Raw genomic sequence first — 14,421 nt, 5'->3', positions numbered from 1 at the left:
GGAGAGATCGATGTTCAGTTCCGGGGGTCTCCATCCGATAAACACCCGGCCGGCGGGGTGCTTGGGAGCGGAGTGGGATCCACTGTTTCCGATCCCGGATGGCTCAGCCGGATCCCGAAGGATGGGCAGCTCGACACCGCCCATGCGCTTCAAGATGCGCTGGAATTCCCGGGCCGCCCGCCGTTCCGCTTGTCCGGCCGATGGGGACAGCATGATCTGCGCCTTTGGCTGGCCATTTTCGAAAAGGGTAATCATGGGGAAATTCGTTCTGCCAATGGGATTGGTAAAAGGTGCGCCGATGGGTTAGGCCCGGACCGCGTTCGGGTCCGACCGCGCGGGTTGACCGATGCGCGCCGTGATGTATCTTCAGGACTATACGGTGATTCCCTCACCATGCAAACTACATCATGACGCCATCCGGATTCCAGACTTTCGGGACGCCTCATCTATTCGTAATGGGGCTTACCCTGGCTCTTCCCATCCTGCTCTCGGGTCTCGCGCGACGGGCGGGAGATGACTGGACGCCGGCGACGATCGGCTACCTGCTCGCGGCCATGCTGCTGGTCAACGAATTTTCGGCCTGGGGATACCGTCTCCTGCAATTCGGTCCGGACTACATCGTCCGCAACCACCTTCCGCTGCATATCTGCGGCGTCGCGAACCTTCTTACGGCCGCAACCCTGTTATTCCGGAACCGGTACGCCTACGAGATCGCCTACTTCTGGGGACTCGTCGGTTCCGCCAACGCCGTGATCACGCCAGGCGCCATAGACACCGGCTTCCCTTCGTGGCGTTTCTTCCAGTATTTCATCACCCACTCCGGTATCGTCGTGGGCGTCCTGTACGCCACCTGGGGCCTGGGCATGCGGCCCACGCTGGGCGGACTCTTCCGCGCTTTCATCGTCCTGAATTTGTTCGCCGTGGCCGTGGGGATCATCAACCTGCTCCTCGGGTCGAACTACATGTACCTGTCGAGGCCGCCCTGGGGTACGGTTTCGCCCTTCTTCTTTGCGCCGTGGCCCTGGTACATCCCCATCCTCGACGTGGTGGCGCTGGTGCTGTTCTTCGTGGTCTATCTGCCGGTGCCTCTGGCACGACGGCGTGAATCCCAGCGGGAGCGACAACCTGTTCAAATATAGTGCCGTCTAAACGATCCGAAACGTCTCGCCGCCCTCGGACGACCAGTCCACCAGGCGTTGGACCGATATCGTCCTCAGGCCGACCTGGGCGTTTCCGGTATAAAACACGTATCCCGTGTCGCCCCTTACGACCATGCGCGGCCAGCCGGTCCAGGTGTGGTCGAATCGCTCTGCTCCGATTCCAAGGGCCGGAAGGGCAGGATTTCGCGGATAGTACGTCCAGTTTTTAAGGTCCGATGAACGGGCAAGGCCCACCGAATCGCACCATTGCTCCCGCGCTGCTTTCGAGTCCGGCGGCGTCCACGCGTTGCAGCCTTCGTACCATAGATACCATGTATCGCCGATGCGGTTCAGTGACCGCGGCCGCACGTGCACGGCGTCCCAGTCGTCCGTCGTCTCCGGACCGAACACCGGGTTATCTTCGGCCTCGCGCCAGTCTACAAGATTATCGCTGTAAAGCAGGTAGCCCCGGTCGCCGCCCGGCCAGCCTCCCGACGGCCGCGGCGTGTAACCGGCGTAGCACATGATGTACCGGTAGTCCGGTTGATCCACGCGCTGCAGGTCGAACTCGTGGGCGGCGCCATTGAAATGCCGGTAGACGGGGTTTCCGGGATGAGGCTTGAAAGGCCCTTTCGGGTCGTCGGCCGACGCGATCATGAATCCGAGCCAGGCGGGGTACTGCTGTACGGCATACATGATGACGACCTGGCCTTCGGGTTTGATGACCGCGCCGTTCACGTAGATGTTGTCGCCCGGACCGTCCGCGTAGGAAAGAACCGGAACGGGGTGCACTTCCCATGACAGCAGATCATCGCTTTCCGCCACGGCGATCGTGCGCCGGGAGGACCCTTCCTGGGCGCCCTCCATGCCCGCCATGCAGTACATATAGAAACGGTTGTCGATTTCAACGATAGCGCCCGGGATGATCTGCTTCTCGTAGTGGCTGCCCGCCGGGCCCCGCGCGATGACCGGTTCCGTTCTCTGGTCCAGCCACGGCAACGTCGAGACCGTACAGGATTCGAATTCGCATCCCCCGGTTCCCTCCAGGGCCAGGGTGTTCTCCCACTTATCGTACATCCCGTCCCACTCGCCCGATGGGCCCCGGACCCATCCCGATTTTCCGTTCACGCGAAACCGGAAAAAGTTGCCTTTCTTCAGCACGCGGACGTTCCAGGGGGGCGGTCCCCCGCCCGGGTAGTACTTCAGAACCTCACGGTTTCCACCGGCCTCCCTGACCACGCGGAATCCTATCCCGTCGATATCCAGAAACATGCTCACGGGACCGTCATCCCCGGAAAATCGGATGTTCGCCCTCGGTTCGGATCCCCCACCTGCAATCCTGGCGGCGAGTTCATAGTTCCCCTTGATACACCTGGAAACCATCGACCTTATCCTACCGTGCTGGGAAGATGAAGAAGACAAAAGTCAGATCTGTAACGGAGAAATACCGATTTGTCCGGTAGAAGATACACCGTATATTCGGGATAATCCACAGCGAAAGCCGTATTTCGCCCGCCTCGTTTTCAACCGGTGTCCGGGGTTGCCTTCCGGTACGAAACAGCATGTCTACAGGACAAGGGCGGCATGCCTCCATCTGAGATCCGGCCGGGCACGGCCGTCATACTCAACGGCGCGCCAAGATCGGGCAAATCCAGCATCGCTTCCGCCATCCAGCAGATGTCACGGGAACCATGGATGAATCTCGGCGCCGATCGATTCATTGAAATCACGCCGGCGAAACTTCGTCCCGGGATCGGGCTCCGGCCCGCCGGTATCGCGGACCGGAAGGGGGGCGAAAGGCCCGATCTCGAACCGTTGATACCCGTAATGTACGATGCGCTCTATGATTCCATCGCGACCCACCTCCGCAAGGGCCTGAACGTGGTTGCCGACGTCGCGCATCACGACGATTACGCAACGCTGGGCGGCATCCTCTACGATTGCGCCAAACGCATGGAAGGAATGGACGCGTATTTCGCAGGCGTGCGCTGTCCCGTCGACGTCGTCTGGCGCCGCCGCAGGGAAACCTGGCTCAGAGAAGAAGGAATTCCGGACGACACGCCCGTACCTGAACTGGTGCGGATCTGGGACCGGGAGGTGCATCAACCCGGTATCTACGACCTTGAGGTCGATACATCTACCCTGAGCGCCGAAAGCTGTGCCGACGAGATCCTCAGACACATTGAAACCGGTCCTGAACCGGATGCGTTCAGACGGCTCGCCGCAATGTCCGGTTGAATAATGGCGAACCGTCGCGGGTTGTAGCGCATCGTGTTCATATTTCCATTTGCCGCGAACCCGGCACCGATATATTGTTGAATCCATCGACGATCTCGCTGATCATAAACAGGTACGAATGACCGGGGCATGACACCTGGAGGCTGAGTCCCCATGGCATGGCGCATAGCAGACCATTTAACGATCTATCGCGAAGAGGGCTGGTACGGCGCCCATCCAAACATTGTCCGGACGTCCGGCGGCGACCTGCTGACGCTGTTTCACCGGTCGCCCGCCACGGGGTTCAGCCACCACAGCCATCCTCTCTTCGACGTGCGGGCTTGCCGATCCGGCGATGACGGGCAGTCCTGGGGACCGACGGAACTGGTGACGGCCTACCCGTACGGCGGCGTGATCGACTTCGGAACCCATACGCTTTCCAGCGGCGAGCTCTTTCTGCACGCCAGCACGGTGGACCTGGAACTCGCCCAGGCGCCGGAGGTATCCAAGCATACCTGGGTCTCCCGTCCCGGCGTGGGCTTTCACGTGCGTTCAACGGATGATGGAACCACCTGGTCGCACCCCGAACGGTTTCCGCCGCTTCCAGACGCCGTGAACGGCCATCCCGCCTCGCACACCGGGGTCTGCCGGAGCGGGCTGCTCGAGATGCCGGACGGGCGCATGCTGCTACCCGGCAAGGCGACGGACCATCCGGAAGGCAGACCGCCCTTTTTCGGCATGATGCAATCGTCGACGGATGGCGGGCGTACCTGGACCTTTGCTGGCCGTATCGCCGAGGACGACGTCGCCCATTTCAGCGAACCGGCCATCTACCTGGCGCCATCCGGCAGAATCCTGGCGCTCTTCCGCTGTCATCCGAACCAACCGCCCGAACAGGACGTGCACCTCGTGGAAGTGCACTCGGACGACGGCGGCGAGACCTGGTCCCCCTGGCGGTCGACGACCATGCGGGGATGTCCCGGACACCTGCTGGGGCTGCGGGACGGCCGCATCCTGGCCACGGTGGGTACCCGTTGGGAGGGACAGAGGGGCTGCCTGGCGCGGGTCCTCGATCCCGAGGCCGGCGACCTGGATACCGCGCCGGATATCGTCGTGCGCGCCGATTCCCTGGAGCCGGACTGCGGGTATCCGTGGTCGGTCGAATTGATGGATGGTCGGGTACTGGTCGTGTACTATTATGTTTATGAAGACGGAACACGGGGGATAGAAGGATCCGTGCTCGAGGAATACTGAGGGTTTTCGACTAAAGACCATTGGGGAACTTCGATGTTTCAACTCGAATCACACCAGAAGGAATTCATGGATACCTTCGGGTATCTGCACTTTCCCGGGCTGCTGGACGACAGGGTCGGTGAGATAGAAGAGGCCTTCGACGGACTGCTGAAGAAAAACGGCGGCGACGACCACGAAGGCCGGGAGCGGCTGGCCGTCGTACCGTTCATCAACCACGACCCGTACCTCTGCACGCTGCTGGACGATCCCCGCATCCACGGTATCGCGGCAGGCCTGCTGGGCGAGCGGTACCAGTACTGGAACAGCGACGGGAACCTTTACGTGGGCGACACGAGATGGCACTCCGACACCCAGTGGCCCGAGCCAATCCGCTTCTACAAGATGGCCATCTACCTGGATCCCATGACGAAGGATTCCGGGGCGCTCCGGGTCATTCCGGGAAGCCACCGGTTCGGCGAAGGATACGCGGAAACGGTCCATAAGCACCTTTCTGGCAAGAAAGGCGTCTGGGGAGGACTCCACGGCAGCGAGGTACCGGCGGTCGCCGTCGAGACCCGGCCGGGAGACCTCGCCGTCTTCAACCATTCCACCAAGCACAGCGCGTGGGGCGGCGGCAAGAGAAGGCGCATGTTCACGATCGTGTTTACAGGACTTCACACCGACGGCCCTCCGCTCGAGGCCTTCAAGAAAATCATCCGTCAACACGGCTATACGACGCGGGAAGTTTTCGGCGGAGAGGACGGGCCCTTGCTTTCCACGGCCACGCCCGAACGGTTGCGGCACCTGCAGAACCTGATCACGCACATTCCGAAAGCCGCGTAGCGGCGCGGGATGCAGCGGAGAATACTTCCAATATGGCGCTAACTCAAGATCAGTTTCGGCACTTCGCGGACGAAGGCTATGTCATCGTCGAAGGCGCGCTTACCGGCGATGATCTGGATCCCGTCATCACCGGAATCGAAGCGTTTGTCGATAACCGGGCCCGCGGTCTTTACGAGGAAGGACGGATCACCGAACTGCACGAAGGAGAGCCCTTCGAGCGGCGGCTCGCCCTGATCACGCGGGAAAACACCGCGATCTACGACGAGATCGACATCATGCACATGCGGGCCGAAGCGTTGTTTCGCTTCCTGGGCAATCACCGGCTCCTGGACCTGGTGGAATCCCTCGTCGGACCCGAAATCACGTGCAGTCCCATCCAGCATCTGCGGGCCAAGCTGCCGGAGGACCTGGCCGGCCTGTCGGAACACGGCGGGAACGGTGATGGCGGCGAGGAAGCCCTGGCCGCGCGCATCAGGGAAAACGTGGCGCCCTGGCACCAGGACGCGCAGGTGCACCTCGAGGATGCCGACCCCGTGTTCATCCTCACCGTATGGCTGCCCCTGTGCGACACCGACGAAGAGAACGGGTGCCTGCAGATCATACCCCGGGTGCACCACCACCGGACCGTGTACTGGAGTGAAGGATTCGGCATCGAAGAAGGCCGGCTGCCCGAGGGCGAGGTCCTGTCGCTTCCGATGAAAAAAGGCGACGTCCTGCTCATGCACAAACTGATTCCACACCGGTCCATCCCCAACCGTTCCGGTACGATCCGGTGGAGCCTCGACCTGCGGTATCAACAGACCGGCCTGCCCACGGGCCGCTCGTTCTACCCCAACTTCATTGTCCGAAGCCGGCGCCATCCCGAATTCGTGCTATCGGATTACGCCACCTGGAATCGCGGCTGGGAGGAGGCGCTGAAGGTCACGGCGCAGCGTCCGCCCCGCAAGAACAAACCGACCGAGCCGACCCCGATCCGGATGTACGGATAGGGGCCGAGGGCGCGAATTCGGGTATTGATTTGAACCTACTATTCCGTCCACTTGCGAACGGCGAACAGTCCTGACTAAAAACACGTGCCCCGGAGATCAACACCCAGGAAGGTTATTATGGAAGGAATCTTACATAGTTGAGTTCTACTTCGTCGGTTCGGTTAATCCTTCGGCACGGTTTTACAGAACATAAACACGCTGTTGTAGAACCTTAAAACCCATGCCGTCACGAAGTCACTGTCAACCGCCTGAAGATACCAATACGCGAATACTCCATTACCAATGGCTTTGGTAGGTGGTTGACCATTCATAGACATGAAAGGTCTGAGAAACTCATCCTGTGTATCTTGATCGAATTCGGCCAAGTAATTATCGTCCCAAACCTCGACTTCATAACTATCAGGTAATCTTGTTCGGTGGGTGTTTGAGTAAAGCCCTTTTATGATTCTTTCAACTACTCGGTCAAGGCGTTCATGGTCAACCTCGTAACCACCGGCACTCCCAATGTAAATCCCAGCTTGTGTGAACACATCTAAGGGTACGATATTATCCACAATGGACTTGGTATACCCACGTGACTCCTCACGCTGTAATGCCCTATAAAACTTCTGTCGTACCTTGCGAGCCTCGGAGTGATTCTCGGTGCGCCTTTCCCGGATCAGTAAATCACGCAGATATTCATCGTCTTTTGATGCCCCATTATTGCATGTCTTACAACTATCCACCGTAATGAGATCATCCGGTAGATCTGCAAACAGGCATTTGGGTGGAATGTGATCTTTGGTTGATTTCTCCTGTGATCCACAGTACACACATATTCGCTTTCTTTTTGCCATGGTTTTATCTCCGGCGAATGATTCACTACCCCCTGTCCGAGAAATTTGATTGATTTAAGATACCATGTCGATTCTGTTTTCCATGTAAAGGTATATAGCAACAGGGTGAGGCTATGACACTGCTACGGATCGTTCGAAACGTACTGGTTTTTACATTGATGATTGGGCTACAAGCCACATATGGTCAGTCGAAGGAATTACCACAGGGGCATCTTAAAAAACCAAATCCCAATGAACTATATGTATCTTTCTATCAGGAGGACGACTGCTGGGGTTCGTATGAACAGATTGTAACCAACGAGCTTGCACAGTCGCGTATCAAACGTACCGAGTCTTGGAGTTACGATGAGTTGTTGTTAACTGTAAACATTTCGTGTTTGCCGCTAGGAAACAACCTGTCTGTAGTCAACTATATTCAGGTAGAGTTTGGCAGATACACGTTCCCGGTCGATTGGCAACCGGATGAGTATTCTTTTCTTAGGTTCACGTATGATTACAACTACGGAGGGATAGTTTCTACTTCTAAGGATAGCGAGTGAGCAATATCTGAGAAATGGTGTTCGGCAGTCCGTTGAAGCCGCCCTGACGGATTACCTTAAAGCCAACTTCGATCTGTAGCCGGAAGTGACTAAGGAGAAATCGAGTAATGACAACCAGTGTATCTAAGATCGTGTTTAGTGTCATTAACCTGAAAAGCGCAAGGGCCTACGATCTACTACAAGACATTGACTGCCTCATAAACGTACTAAAAAACACGGCTGAAATCCTAAACGATCCATTAGTTAATCGAGATGTGGTGTGGGAACATATTAAGGATAACGTCGAGCGAGTTAAACTGTATGGGAATCCAATATCAGATGTGATAGAAGAATGGGGGGCATCGCACGAATGGAACCAAGAAGTGATCTTAGCGGACGCGATAGAAGCGGGCTTAAAAGGTGAGACTGCCGAGCCATATGAAGAATTGCCGGAATTTGTGAAACGCAAAACTCGTGAGTTATACGAGATACGTAAAATCGCTGGTAGGCCCTTGATTGTGAGACTAATTACAGGCGGAGTTGTTATGCTCTTGATATTAGGCGGGGTCAGTCTCATCCGCCACTTGTGGTAAAACCACATGAAGTCCCTTCCAAGTTTCTGCAATTGGTCATCAACCGAGGCAGTTTTCTTAGATCCTGCTTACAAACCCCGTTATCTCCTACATCAAGACCCCGATCCGGATGTACGGATAGGGCCGAGGGCGCGACATGTCCTCTGCCAGACTTGCCTTATCAAGCCTTAATCGCGAATCGATATATCCGCCAGTACCCGATCATGTTGCTGACCAGGAACGTGGTCTCCATGAGCACCGCGACCGGGCTGCCGGCCAGGTAGTTGTGTACCATCCAGGTCACCGCACAGGCCATGTAGATCAGCCGTACCTTGCGGTCGGATTTCTGGAAATTTCCGTAGGTGGGCAGCAGGGAACCGAATAGCGCCAGGATGTCAAGAGGACGTTCGTAGGAAAAGAAGAAACCGGCCAGGATCAACGCCATGAACACGTACATCAGGCGCCGGTCGGTCGTAAAGGCCGCCGTGAAGACCCGGACGCCCATGACGACATACAGGGTGCCGGCGCTGTTTCTTCCGAGCACGAAAAAATGGAAGGCGTTCGTCAACGCCGAAGCACTCAACCAGAGCAACACGTTGCGGCGCTTCTTGCACTGGAAGGAGACGACGCCGCACGTGAAAGCGACGGCGGCCAGCGCCTGAGATACGAGGAAGGAATCCATGCGGTGATTCACCCGGCCGGTTCGTGTCCACGTGCAAAATAAAGACCGTCTGAGCCGGGTCAAGCCGAATCACCGTCCTTCACTTGACGCGGGGGCGGAAAGGGAATAAGGTACTTTACGACCCGTCCATCGTGAACAGCCCCCCATCGTGACCAACGGATGGTCCCTCCATGATCACCAATGCCCGCGTTGGTCCCTACATGCGCAAAATGGCCCGCGCCATTGCCATCGCCGTGATCTTCTCCGGGGCCGCGGCCGGAATCCTGCGCGTCCTGGGCGGTCCGGCCGTAGAAGAGCCTGCCGCGCGGTACGTCAATTCCGCGGGCGTGGAACTGCCGCCCGACGCGGCGCCGCCCTCGGAGCAGTACGTCCGCACATTTCAACTCGATAACACCTACATGGAGTGGTTCCGCACGATCTACAAGGGAACCTACGGGCACCGGATCATCGCGGAACCGCTGATCCGTTTCGACAAGGACTTCAACCTGATCCCGGCGGCGGCGAACCGCTGGGAACCCACGGCCGACGGGCTGGGATGGTATTTCTACCTGCGGGAAGACCTGGAGTTTTCCGACGGCAAGCCACTCACCGCCCACGACTACGTGTTTACCCTGCGGCGTGGGGCCGATCCGGAAAACGCCTACGACGTGGAGTGGTATTACCGTCCGATCAAGAACTGGGGCCGCGTCGTGGGCCGGGAGCTGCCCCTCGATTCGCTGGGCGTCCACGCGATCGACGACTACATCCTGCTCATCGAGACCGACGAACCCTGCGCCTACATGCCGGATCTGATGGTGGACAGCTGGGTCTCACCCCGCCAGGCGGTGGAGAAGTACGGCGACGCCTGGTCCACGAGCCCGGAAACCTCCATCGCCAGCGGCCCCTTCTATCTCGAGAAGTGGACCAAGGCAGACCGGGTCGTGCTCAAGGCCAATCCCCGGTACCACGGCGCCGCGCGGCCCTACCTGGAGACGCTGATCGCCAAGCTGCACAACGCATCGACGCCGCCGCCCCTGCTCGCCTCCTACGAGGCCGGCGAGGTGGATTTCGGTCTCATAACGAACCACGCCGAACTGGCCCGGATCAAGACCGATCCGCATTTGAGCCGGGAGTTGCATTCCTACACGGATTTTGCCACCTACTACCTCACGATGGACACCTACAACCCGCCCTTCGACAACCTGAAGGTCCGGCAGGCCTTCAGCCACGCGATCGACCGGGACGCCGTGTGCGAATCCGCGCTCCAGGGCTTCGCGATCCCCGCCTACTCCATGCTCCCGCCCGGCTTCCCGGCGGAAGCGACCGAAGCACTGAAACCCGTCCAGCGTTACGACCCCGCCCTGGGACGCAAGCTGCTCGCCGAGGCGGGATACCCTGACGGCAAGGGATTTCCACGGGTGGAGATGTGGGTCCGGCGCGACGTGCGTCCGGTGCATGAAGCCGGCGAGGCGATCCACGCCATGATCAAGCAGAACCTTGGGATCGACCTGGCGGTGCGCAACATGGAGGTCAAGATCTTCATGGACGCGATCAACAGCCACCAGCTTCCCCTGGGACTCGTCCGGTTCGGGGCCGACTTCATCGATCCTAGCAGCCTGATGAACCTCTGGCTTTCATCGGGCCGCCACGCCTGGAAACACGACCGTTTCGACCGGCTCGTGGTCGAGGCGGGCGGCGTCGTCGGCGACTACCGGAAGCGGATGGACGTCTACCGGCAGGCCGAACGCATCCTGGTAGAGGAAGTGGGTGGCCTCTTCGTGTGGTACCCGACGATGAATCAAATCTGGAAATCGAACATCAAGGGGGACGCCCTCGAACCGAACAAACGGGGTTTCCGATCCTGGCGGGGCGAGCAGATCGGGAACACGGCCTTCACGATTTATATCGCGGAGGAGGGGGATCGGGACGCCGATACTAAGGGATTCTGGGAGCGGGTATTGGGGGGAGGCGGGTAAGCAGCCGGTTTGGTGTAACCGGAACGAGGCCTTGACTGACTCCCTTCGCATAGGAAACTTCACACATAGCACCAGTTGCTCGATTCCCACCTGAAGCAGCTACCATCAAAAAACAGAATTACCCACGAACGAAAGTCAGGTACACGGTGTTGTAAGATTGGTACCGAATAAGCGCCGGCCAGCAAAGGACTGTACATGACGCACGAAGAGGGACGATGCATCGCGCTCGAAATACATAACGGCAACAGAGACGCGGTGTCGGACCTGGTGGAATCATACCAGGACAGGCTCTTCACCTACGCCTTCCATATGCTTGGCGGTTCGGACGACGCCCTCGACGTTACACAGGAAGTCTTTGTCAAGGCTTACGAAACGCTCACCGGAAAGTACGATACGGAGCGTTGCCGGACGCTCGAAATCCGTCCCTGGCTGTACCGCATCGTTCGGAATCTGGCGCTGAACAGGCTGAGGTCGCGCAAACGCAAAGACGACACGCTGGCCAGAATGAAAGACAACATGCAGACTCAGGCCTTCGACCCCTTAAACGAACGGTCAAGTGCGATACAGACGGCCCTCGAAAAACTGGGAAGGGAGAGTCGGGAACTGATTATCCTGCGATTCATCGAGCAATACACCTACGCGGAAATCGCGACGGTCACCGGCTCATCGGAATCTGCGCTGCGGGGCAAAGTGTACCGTGCGCTACGTAAACTTCGCAGACTCATGGAGGATGGTCCCAGTGGATATTAACGAAGCGAGACAGCACCTGGATCAAATCAGGACCGGCGAGGCGGACGATGAGGCGATCCGGTCCGTGGCGGAACACCTGGAAAGGTGTGCCGATTTCCGTGAAGAGGCTGCCTTTCTCAAAAACCTAGCCGTGGAATCACCCAAACTGAAACTGTCCGCCCCCGCGGGGATTGAGGAGGAAGTCATGATCAGGATTGCAGATAGATACGATGTGATTGACACGGATTTCGGACCTGCCCACGTGGGATTCACGCCCAAGGGCATATCGGCGGTGAAACTCGAAGTGGAGGAGGACGGCGCCTTCGAATCCTACTACAAAGACAGGCTGAGACGGACCACGGTCAGAGGTTCGCTGCCCGAAGCGTATGCCGAGGCGGTCAGACGGGCCATAAAAGGAGAAAAAACCACGCCTCCACCGGTTACCCTCGAAGGGTTGACCGAATTCGAAAAGACCGTGCTGGAGCATTTGGCCAGGATACCGGCGGGCGAGGTCCGTCCCTATGCCTGGCTCGCCCGGGAGGTGGGCAGGCCGAAGGCCATCCGGGCCGTCGGAACGGTCATGGCCCGCAATCCCGTACCCTTCCTGATGCCCTGCCACCGGCTCGTACCCTCGACCGGAGGCGTGGGAAACTATTATTACGGGCCGGAAATGAAATGGACGCTGCTGGAACGGGAAGGGATTCCGCGGGAGGATCTGGCGAACTGGAAGCAGCGCGGCGTGCGCTTCATCGGCAGCCGGACGACCGGGATCTACTGTTATCCGACCTGCCGCGACGCCCGGCGGGTCCAGCCGCGGCACCGCCTTGAATTCAGCAGTACCGAGGACGCGACGAACGGCGGGTGCCGGCCGTGCAAACACTGCAGGCCGCTGTCTGCGTAGATTCCACCCCGGAATCGACCCAAACAACCGAACTCTAACCCCGTATATACAACGTAGATACTAGCGATTGCGTGGAGGAATCCTGTCGCCGACAGGTCGGGGTACGGGCCTCCAGTAACCCGAGGGATCGCTGCCCCGGCAGATCACGGCCCGGTGGTACTCGGGATAGCGGCCTCGCACGTCAGGCGGCAGGTACCGTATGGTCAGGCCGCAACGCCGGCGATTGGATACGTTCGGCTCGGACCCGTGCAGCAACAAGTCGGTGTGCATGGAGATCTGGCCCGCCTTCATGACGAAGGGCACGGGATCGCCGCCCCACCTGTGCGGGTCGTGGACGGTCTGTCCCAAGACGTTCCGTTCGGCTTCCGTGCTGTTCTCGAAGGGAATCTGTCCGTGGAGGTGGGAACCGGGGATGACCGTCATGGGCCCGTTTTCCTCGCCCACGTCGTCGATGGCCAGCCAGATCGTCACTACCTTGCTCGGAGTCAGGGGCCAGTAGGACGCGTCCTGGTGCCAGCTCACGCGCTGCACGTCCCCCGGCATCTTGCAGAAATAATGCGTCATCTCGCAGATCAGCGTCTCCCCGACCAGGTCTTCCGCGTAGTCCAGAATACGCTTGTTCATGGCCAGGTTGTAGATACCCTCGCAATGCCGCTGCCAGCCGTTGATCGAGTAGCTGTTATACCCTTCCTGCTCGGCGCGGGCCATCAGGTCTTCGAAATACAGGCGGTTCTCCTCGGCTTCCTGCGGGGTGAAGACGTCGAGCGGGCAGAGATACCCGTTCGCATTAAAAAAATCGATCTGTTCGCGGGAAAGCGTTTGGGGGTTCTCGTTTCTTGCCGGGAAAAATCTCAGTTCCCGCTTCATTTCAGGCAGGGCGTCGGTGATGGGCATGTTCGGTCCCCGTTCGGAAGTACGAATGATGGTCGTAAACAGGTTTCGCCGGTCAGGAAAATCTCCGTGGTAAATATACCGGCACAAATCCCTTGAGACAACCCTTTGCATAGCTTAAATAACCATGTATGGACGATACGACGAACAGGGCGCTACATTCACTTGACCTCGCTCCAGGCGCGTCGCTTGATGACGTGAAGAAATCGTACCGGGAACTGGCGCTGATCTGGCATCCGGACAAGGTGCCCGACCGGGTGAAAGATCGTGCGACGGCAAAGTTCACGGAGATCAACGAGGCCTACCTGTGGCTTGTCCGAAATCCGGAAAAACTGCGGATGCCTTCCGCTAACAGGTCATCCTCCCAACGGCAGTCGGCGTCTCAGTATCGCACTTCCTCTCGATCATCCCAAACCCGGACGGAACATACCCGAACCAGCGCCTCCGACCGCTCGGGAGCCAGATCGTCGGCCGATCCGGCTGCCCAACGGATACGGAACGCCGCACGCGGTATCCGGACCGATGTCAGGGCCGGCCTGTACATCTGTCCTGAAATCGACGCCGACCGGGCTGCGAACTTCATCGTTGCTCTGCAGCTGAGCCACCGCTTCACAGGGGTAGCCACGACGGTGAACGATCTGCTGGTGTTCTACGATATAGACGGTTCAGGCGAGGAGGGGATGGCCATCACCCGTTCCAACCACCTGGTCAACAACAACGCCGGGACCCTCTACGATATCGCAGACCTGGCGGAAGTACAGTTAAAGGAAGGGTATTTCTTCTGGAGCGAGATCGTGGTGCGGAGAAGAGGTAGTCGGACATTCGAACTCGCGGGTTACACCGAAAATGGACCAGGCCAGACGCTGGTGAGCATTCTGCGGAACCTGATCGGAAACGATCGAACGTAAACCAGGCT

15 protein-coding genes are annotated in these 14,421 nt (G+C 58.7%); 10 read left to right on the top strand and 5 right to left on the bottom strand.

Translation table 11 applies throughout. The features are described 5' to 3' along the window. Nucleotides 1-213, bottom strand: a 213-nt coding sequence (locus OXG98_02010) for a hypothetical protein (protein MCY3770790.1), incomplete at its 3' end; no start/stop codon positions are given. A gap of 194 nt (nt 214-407) precedes the next feature. On the opposite strand from OXG98_02010, the gene OXG98_02005 reads away from it, so the two are divergent. After that, nucleotides 408-1,139 (top strand): TIGR02206 family membrane protein, encoded by a 732-nt coding sequence (locus OXG98_02005; protein ID MCY3770789.1) that lies wholly within the window; start codon nt 408-410, stop codon nt 1,137-1,139. 6 nt (nt 1,140-1,145) lie between these two features. Here OXG98_02005 and OXG98_02000 read toward each other — a convergent pair whose 3' ends face one another. Beyond that, nucleotides 1,146-2,417, bottom strand: a complete 1,272-nt coding sequence (locus OXG98_02000; protein MCY3770788.1) for a hypothetical protein — start codon at nt 2,415-2,417, stop codon at nt 1,146-1,148. Nucleotides 2,418-2,723: 306 nt separating this feature from the next. Here OXG98_02000 and OXG98_01995 point away from each other — a divergent pair, with 306 nt between their 5' ends. The 4 genes from OXG98_01995 to OXG98_01980 all read left to right on the top strand — a co-directional run bounded on the left by OXG98_01995 (nt 2,724) and on the right by OXG98_01980 (nt 6,421). Beyond that, nucleotides 2,724-3,377 carry a chloramphenicol phosphotransferase gene (locus tag OXG98_01995; GenBank protein ID MCY3770787.1) on the top strand — a complete coding sequence of 218 codons (654 nt, stop codon included), beginning with the start codon at nt 2,724-2,726 and terminating at the stop codon, nt 3,375-3,377. A gap of 153 nt (nt 3,378-3,530) precedes the next feature. Next, nucleotides 3,531-4,610 carry a sialidase family protein gene (locus OXG98_01990; GenBank protein ID MCY3770786.1) on the top strand — a complete coding sequence of 360 codons (1,080 nt, stop codon included), beginning with the start codon at nt 3,531-3,533 and terminating at the stop codon, nt 4,608-4,610. Nucleotides 4,611-4,643: 33 nt separating this feature from the next. Further along, a complete protein-coding gene (locus OXG98_01985; GenBank protein MCY3770785.1) occupies nt 4,644-5,432 on the top strand; it encodes a phytanoyl-CoA dioxygenase family protein in 789 nt (262 codons plus the stop codon). 32 nt (nt 5,433-5,464) lie between these two features. After that, entirely contained in the window at nt 5,465-6,421 is a 957-nt protein-coding gene (locus OXG98_01980; GenBank protein MCY3770784.1) for a phytanoyl-CoA dioxygenase family protein, read from the top strand. A 161-nt stretch (nt 6,422-6,582) separates the two neighbouring features. Here OXG98_01980 and OXG98_01975 read toward each other — a convergent pair whose 3' ends face one another. Next, nucleotides 6,583-7,257 (bottom strand): hypothetical protein, encoded by a 675-nt coding sequence (locus OXG98_01975; GenBank protein ID MCY3770783.1) that lies wholly within the window; start codon nt 7,255-7,257, stop codon nt 6,583-6,585. 646 nt (nt 7,258-7,903) lie between these two features. On the opposite strand from OXG98_01975, the gene OXG98_01970 reads away from it, so the two are divergent. Beyond that, the gene (locus OXG98_01970; GenBank protein MCY3770782.1) at nt 7,904-8,368 is read left to right on the top strand and encodes a hypothetical protein; all 465 of its coding nucleotides are present in this window, start codon (nt 7,904-7,906) and stop codon (nt 8,366-8,368) included. 160 nt (nt 8,369-8,528) lie between these two features. Here the strand turns inward: OXG98_01970 and OXG98_01965 are convergent, their stop codons facing one another. Continuing rightward, the gene (locus OXG98_01965; protein MCY3770781.1) at nt 8,529-9,029 is read right to left on the bottom strand and encodes a YgjV family protein; all 501 of its coding nucleotides are present in this window, start codon (nt 9,027-9,029) and stop codon (nt 8,529-8,531) included. Between the two features lie 170 nt (nt 9,030-9,199). Between OXG98_01965 and OXG98_01960 the strand changes: the two genes are divergently transcribed. The 3 genes from OXG98_01960 (at nt 9,200) to OXG98_01950 (ending at nt 12,614) form a co-directional block, all read left to right on the top strand. Beyond that, nucleotides 9,200-10,984 (top strand): peptide ABC transporter substrate-binding protein, encoded by a 1,785-nt coding sequence (locus OXG98_01960; protein ID MCY3770780.1) that lies wholly within the window; start codon nt 9,200-9,202, stop codon nt 10,982-10,984. A gap of 195 nt (nt 10,985-11,179) precedes the next feature. Then, on the top strand, nt 11,180-11,734 hold the full coding sequence (locus OXG98_01955) for an RNA polymerase sigma factor (protein MCY3770779.1): 555 nt from the start codon (nt 11,180-11,182) through the stop codon (nt 11,732-11,734). Further along, a complete protein-coding gene (locus tag OXG98_01950) occupies nt 11,724-12,614 on the top strand; it encodes a methylated-DNA--[protein]-cysteine S-methyltransferase (GenBank protein MCY3770778.1) in 891 nt (296 codons plus the stop codon). The genes OXG98_01955 and OXG98_01950 overlap by 11 nt, the downstream gene beginning before the upstream one ends. 60 nt (nt 12,615-12,674) lie before the next feature. Here OXG98_01950 and OXG98_01945 read toward each other — a convergent pair whose 3' ends face one another. Next, nucleotides 12,675-13,508 carry a phytanoyl-CoA dioxygenase family protein gene (locus tag OXG98_01945; protein MCY3770777.1) on the bottom strand — a complete coding sequence of 278 codons (834 nt, stop codon included), beginning with the start codon at nt 13,506-13,508 and terminating at the stop codon, nt 12,675-12,677. A 128-nt stretch (nt 13,509-13,636) separates the two neighbouring features. Here OXG98_01945 and OXG98_01940 point away from each other — a divergent pair, with 128 nt between their 5' ends. Next, the gene (locus OXG98_01940) at nt 13,637-14,413 is read left to right on the top strand and encodes a J domain-containing protein (protein MCY3770776.1); all 777 of its coding nucleotides are present in this window, start codon (nt 13,637-13,639) and stop codon (nt 14,411-14,413) included. The last annotated feature ends 8 nt before the right edge of the window (nt 14,414-14,421 follow it).

This window comes from Gemmatimonadota bacterium, from assembly GCA_026706345.1.
Classification (GTDB): Bacteria; JAAXHH01; JAAXHH01; order JAAXHH01; family JAAXHH01; genus JAAXHH01.
This window is presented reverse-complemented; position numbering and strand designations above follow the sequence as displayed.

What these genes read in the sequence shown, in the direction of transcription:
- OXG98_01975 (MCY3770783.1), bottom strand. Translation starts at nt 7,257, where the DNA reads ATGGCAAAAAGAAAGCGAATATGTGTGTACTGTGGATCACAGGAGAAA.
- OXG98_01970 (MCY3770782.1), top strand. Translation starts at nt 7,904, where the DNA reads ATGACAACCAGTGTATCTAAGATCGTGTTTAGTGTCATTAACCTGAAA.
- OXG98_01960 (MCY3770780.1), top strand. Translation starts at nt 9,200, where the DNA reads ATGATCACCAATGCCCGCGTTGGTCCCTACATGCGCAAAATGGCCCGC.
- OXG98_01990 (MCY3770786.1), top strand. Translation starts at nt 3,531, where the DNA reads ATGGCATGGCGCATAGCAGACCATTTAACGATCTATCGCGAAGAGGGC.
- OXG98_01945 (MCY3770777.1), bottom strand. Translation starts at nt 13,508, where the DNA reads ATGCCCATCACCGACGCCCTGCCTGAAATGAAGCGGGAACTGAGATTT.
- OXG98_01955 (MCY3770779.1), top strand. Translation starts at nt 11,180, where the DNA reads ATGACGCACGAAGAGGGACGATGCATCGCGCTCGAAATACATAACGGC.
- OXG98_02005 (MCY3770789.1), top strand. Translation starts at nt 408, where the DNA reads ATGACGCCATCCGGATTCCAGACTTTCGGGACGCCTCATCTATTCGTA.
- OXG98_01980 (MCY3770784.1), top strand. Translation starts at nt 5,465, where the DNA reads ATGGCGCTAACTCAAGATCAGTTTCGGCACTTCGCGGACGAAGGCTAT.
- OXG98_01985 (MCY3770785.1), top strand. Translation starts at nt 4,644, where the DNA reads ATGTTTCAACTCGAATCACACCAGAAGGAATTCATGGATACCTTCGGG.
- OXG98_01995 (MCY3770787.1), top strand. Translation starts at nt 2,724, where the DNA reads ATGCCTCCATCTGAGATCCGGCCGGGCACGGCCGTCATACTCAACGGC.
- OXG98_01940 (MCY3770776.1), top strand. Translation starts at nt 13,637, where the DNA reads ATGGACGATACGACGAACAGGGCGCTACATTCACTTGACCTCGCTCCA.
- OXG98_01965 (MCY3770781.1), bottom strand. Translation starts at nt 9,029, where the DNA reads ATGGATTCCTTCCTCGTATCTCAGGCGCTGGCCGCCGTCGCTTTCACG.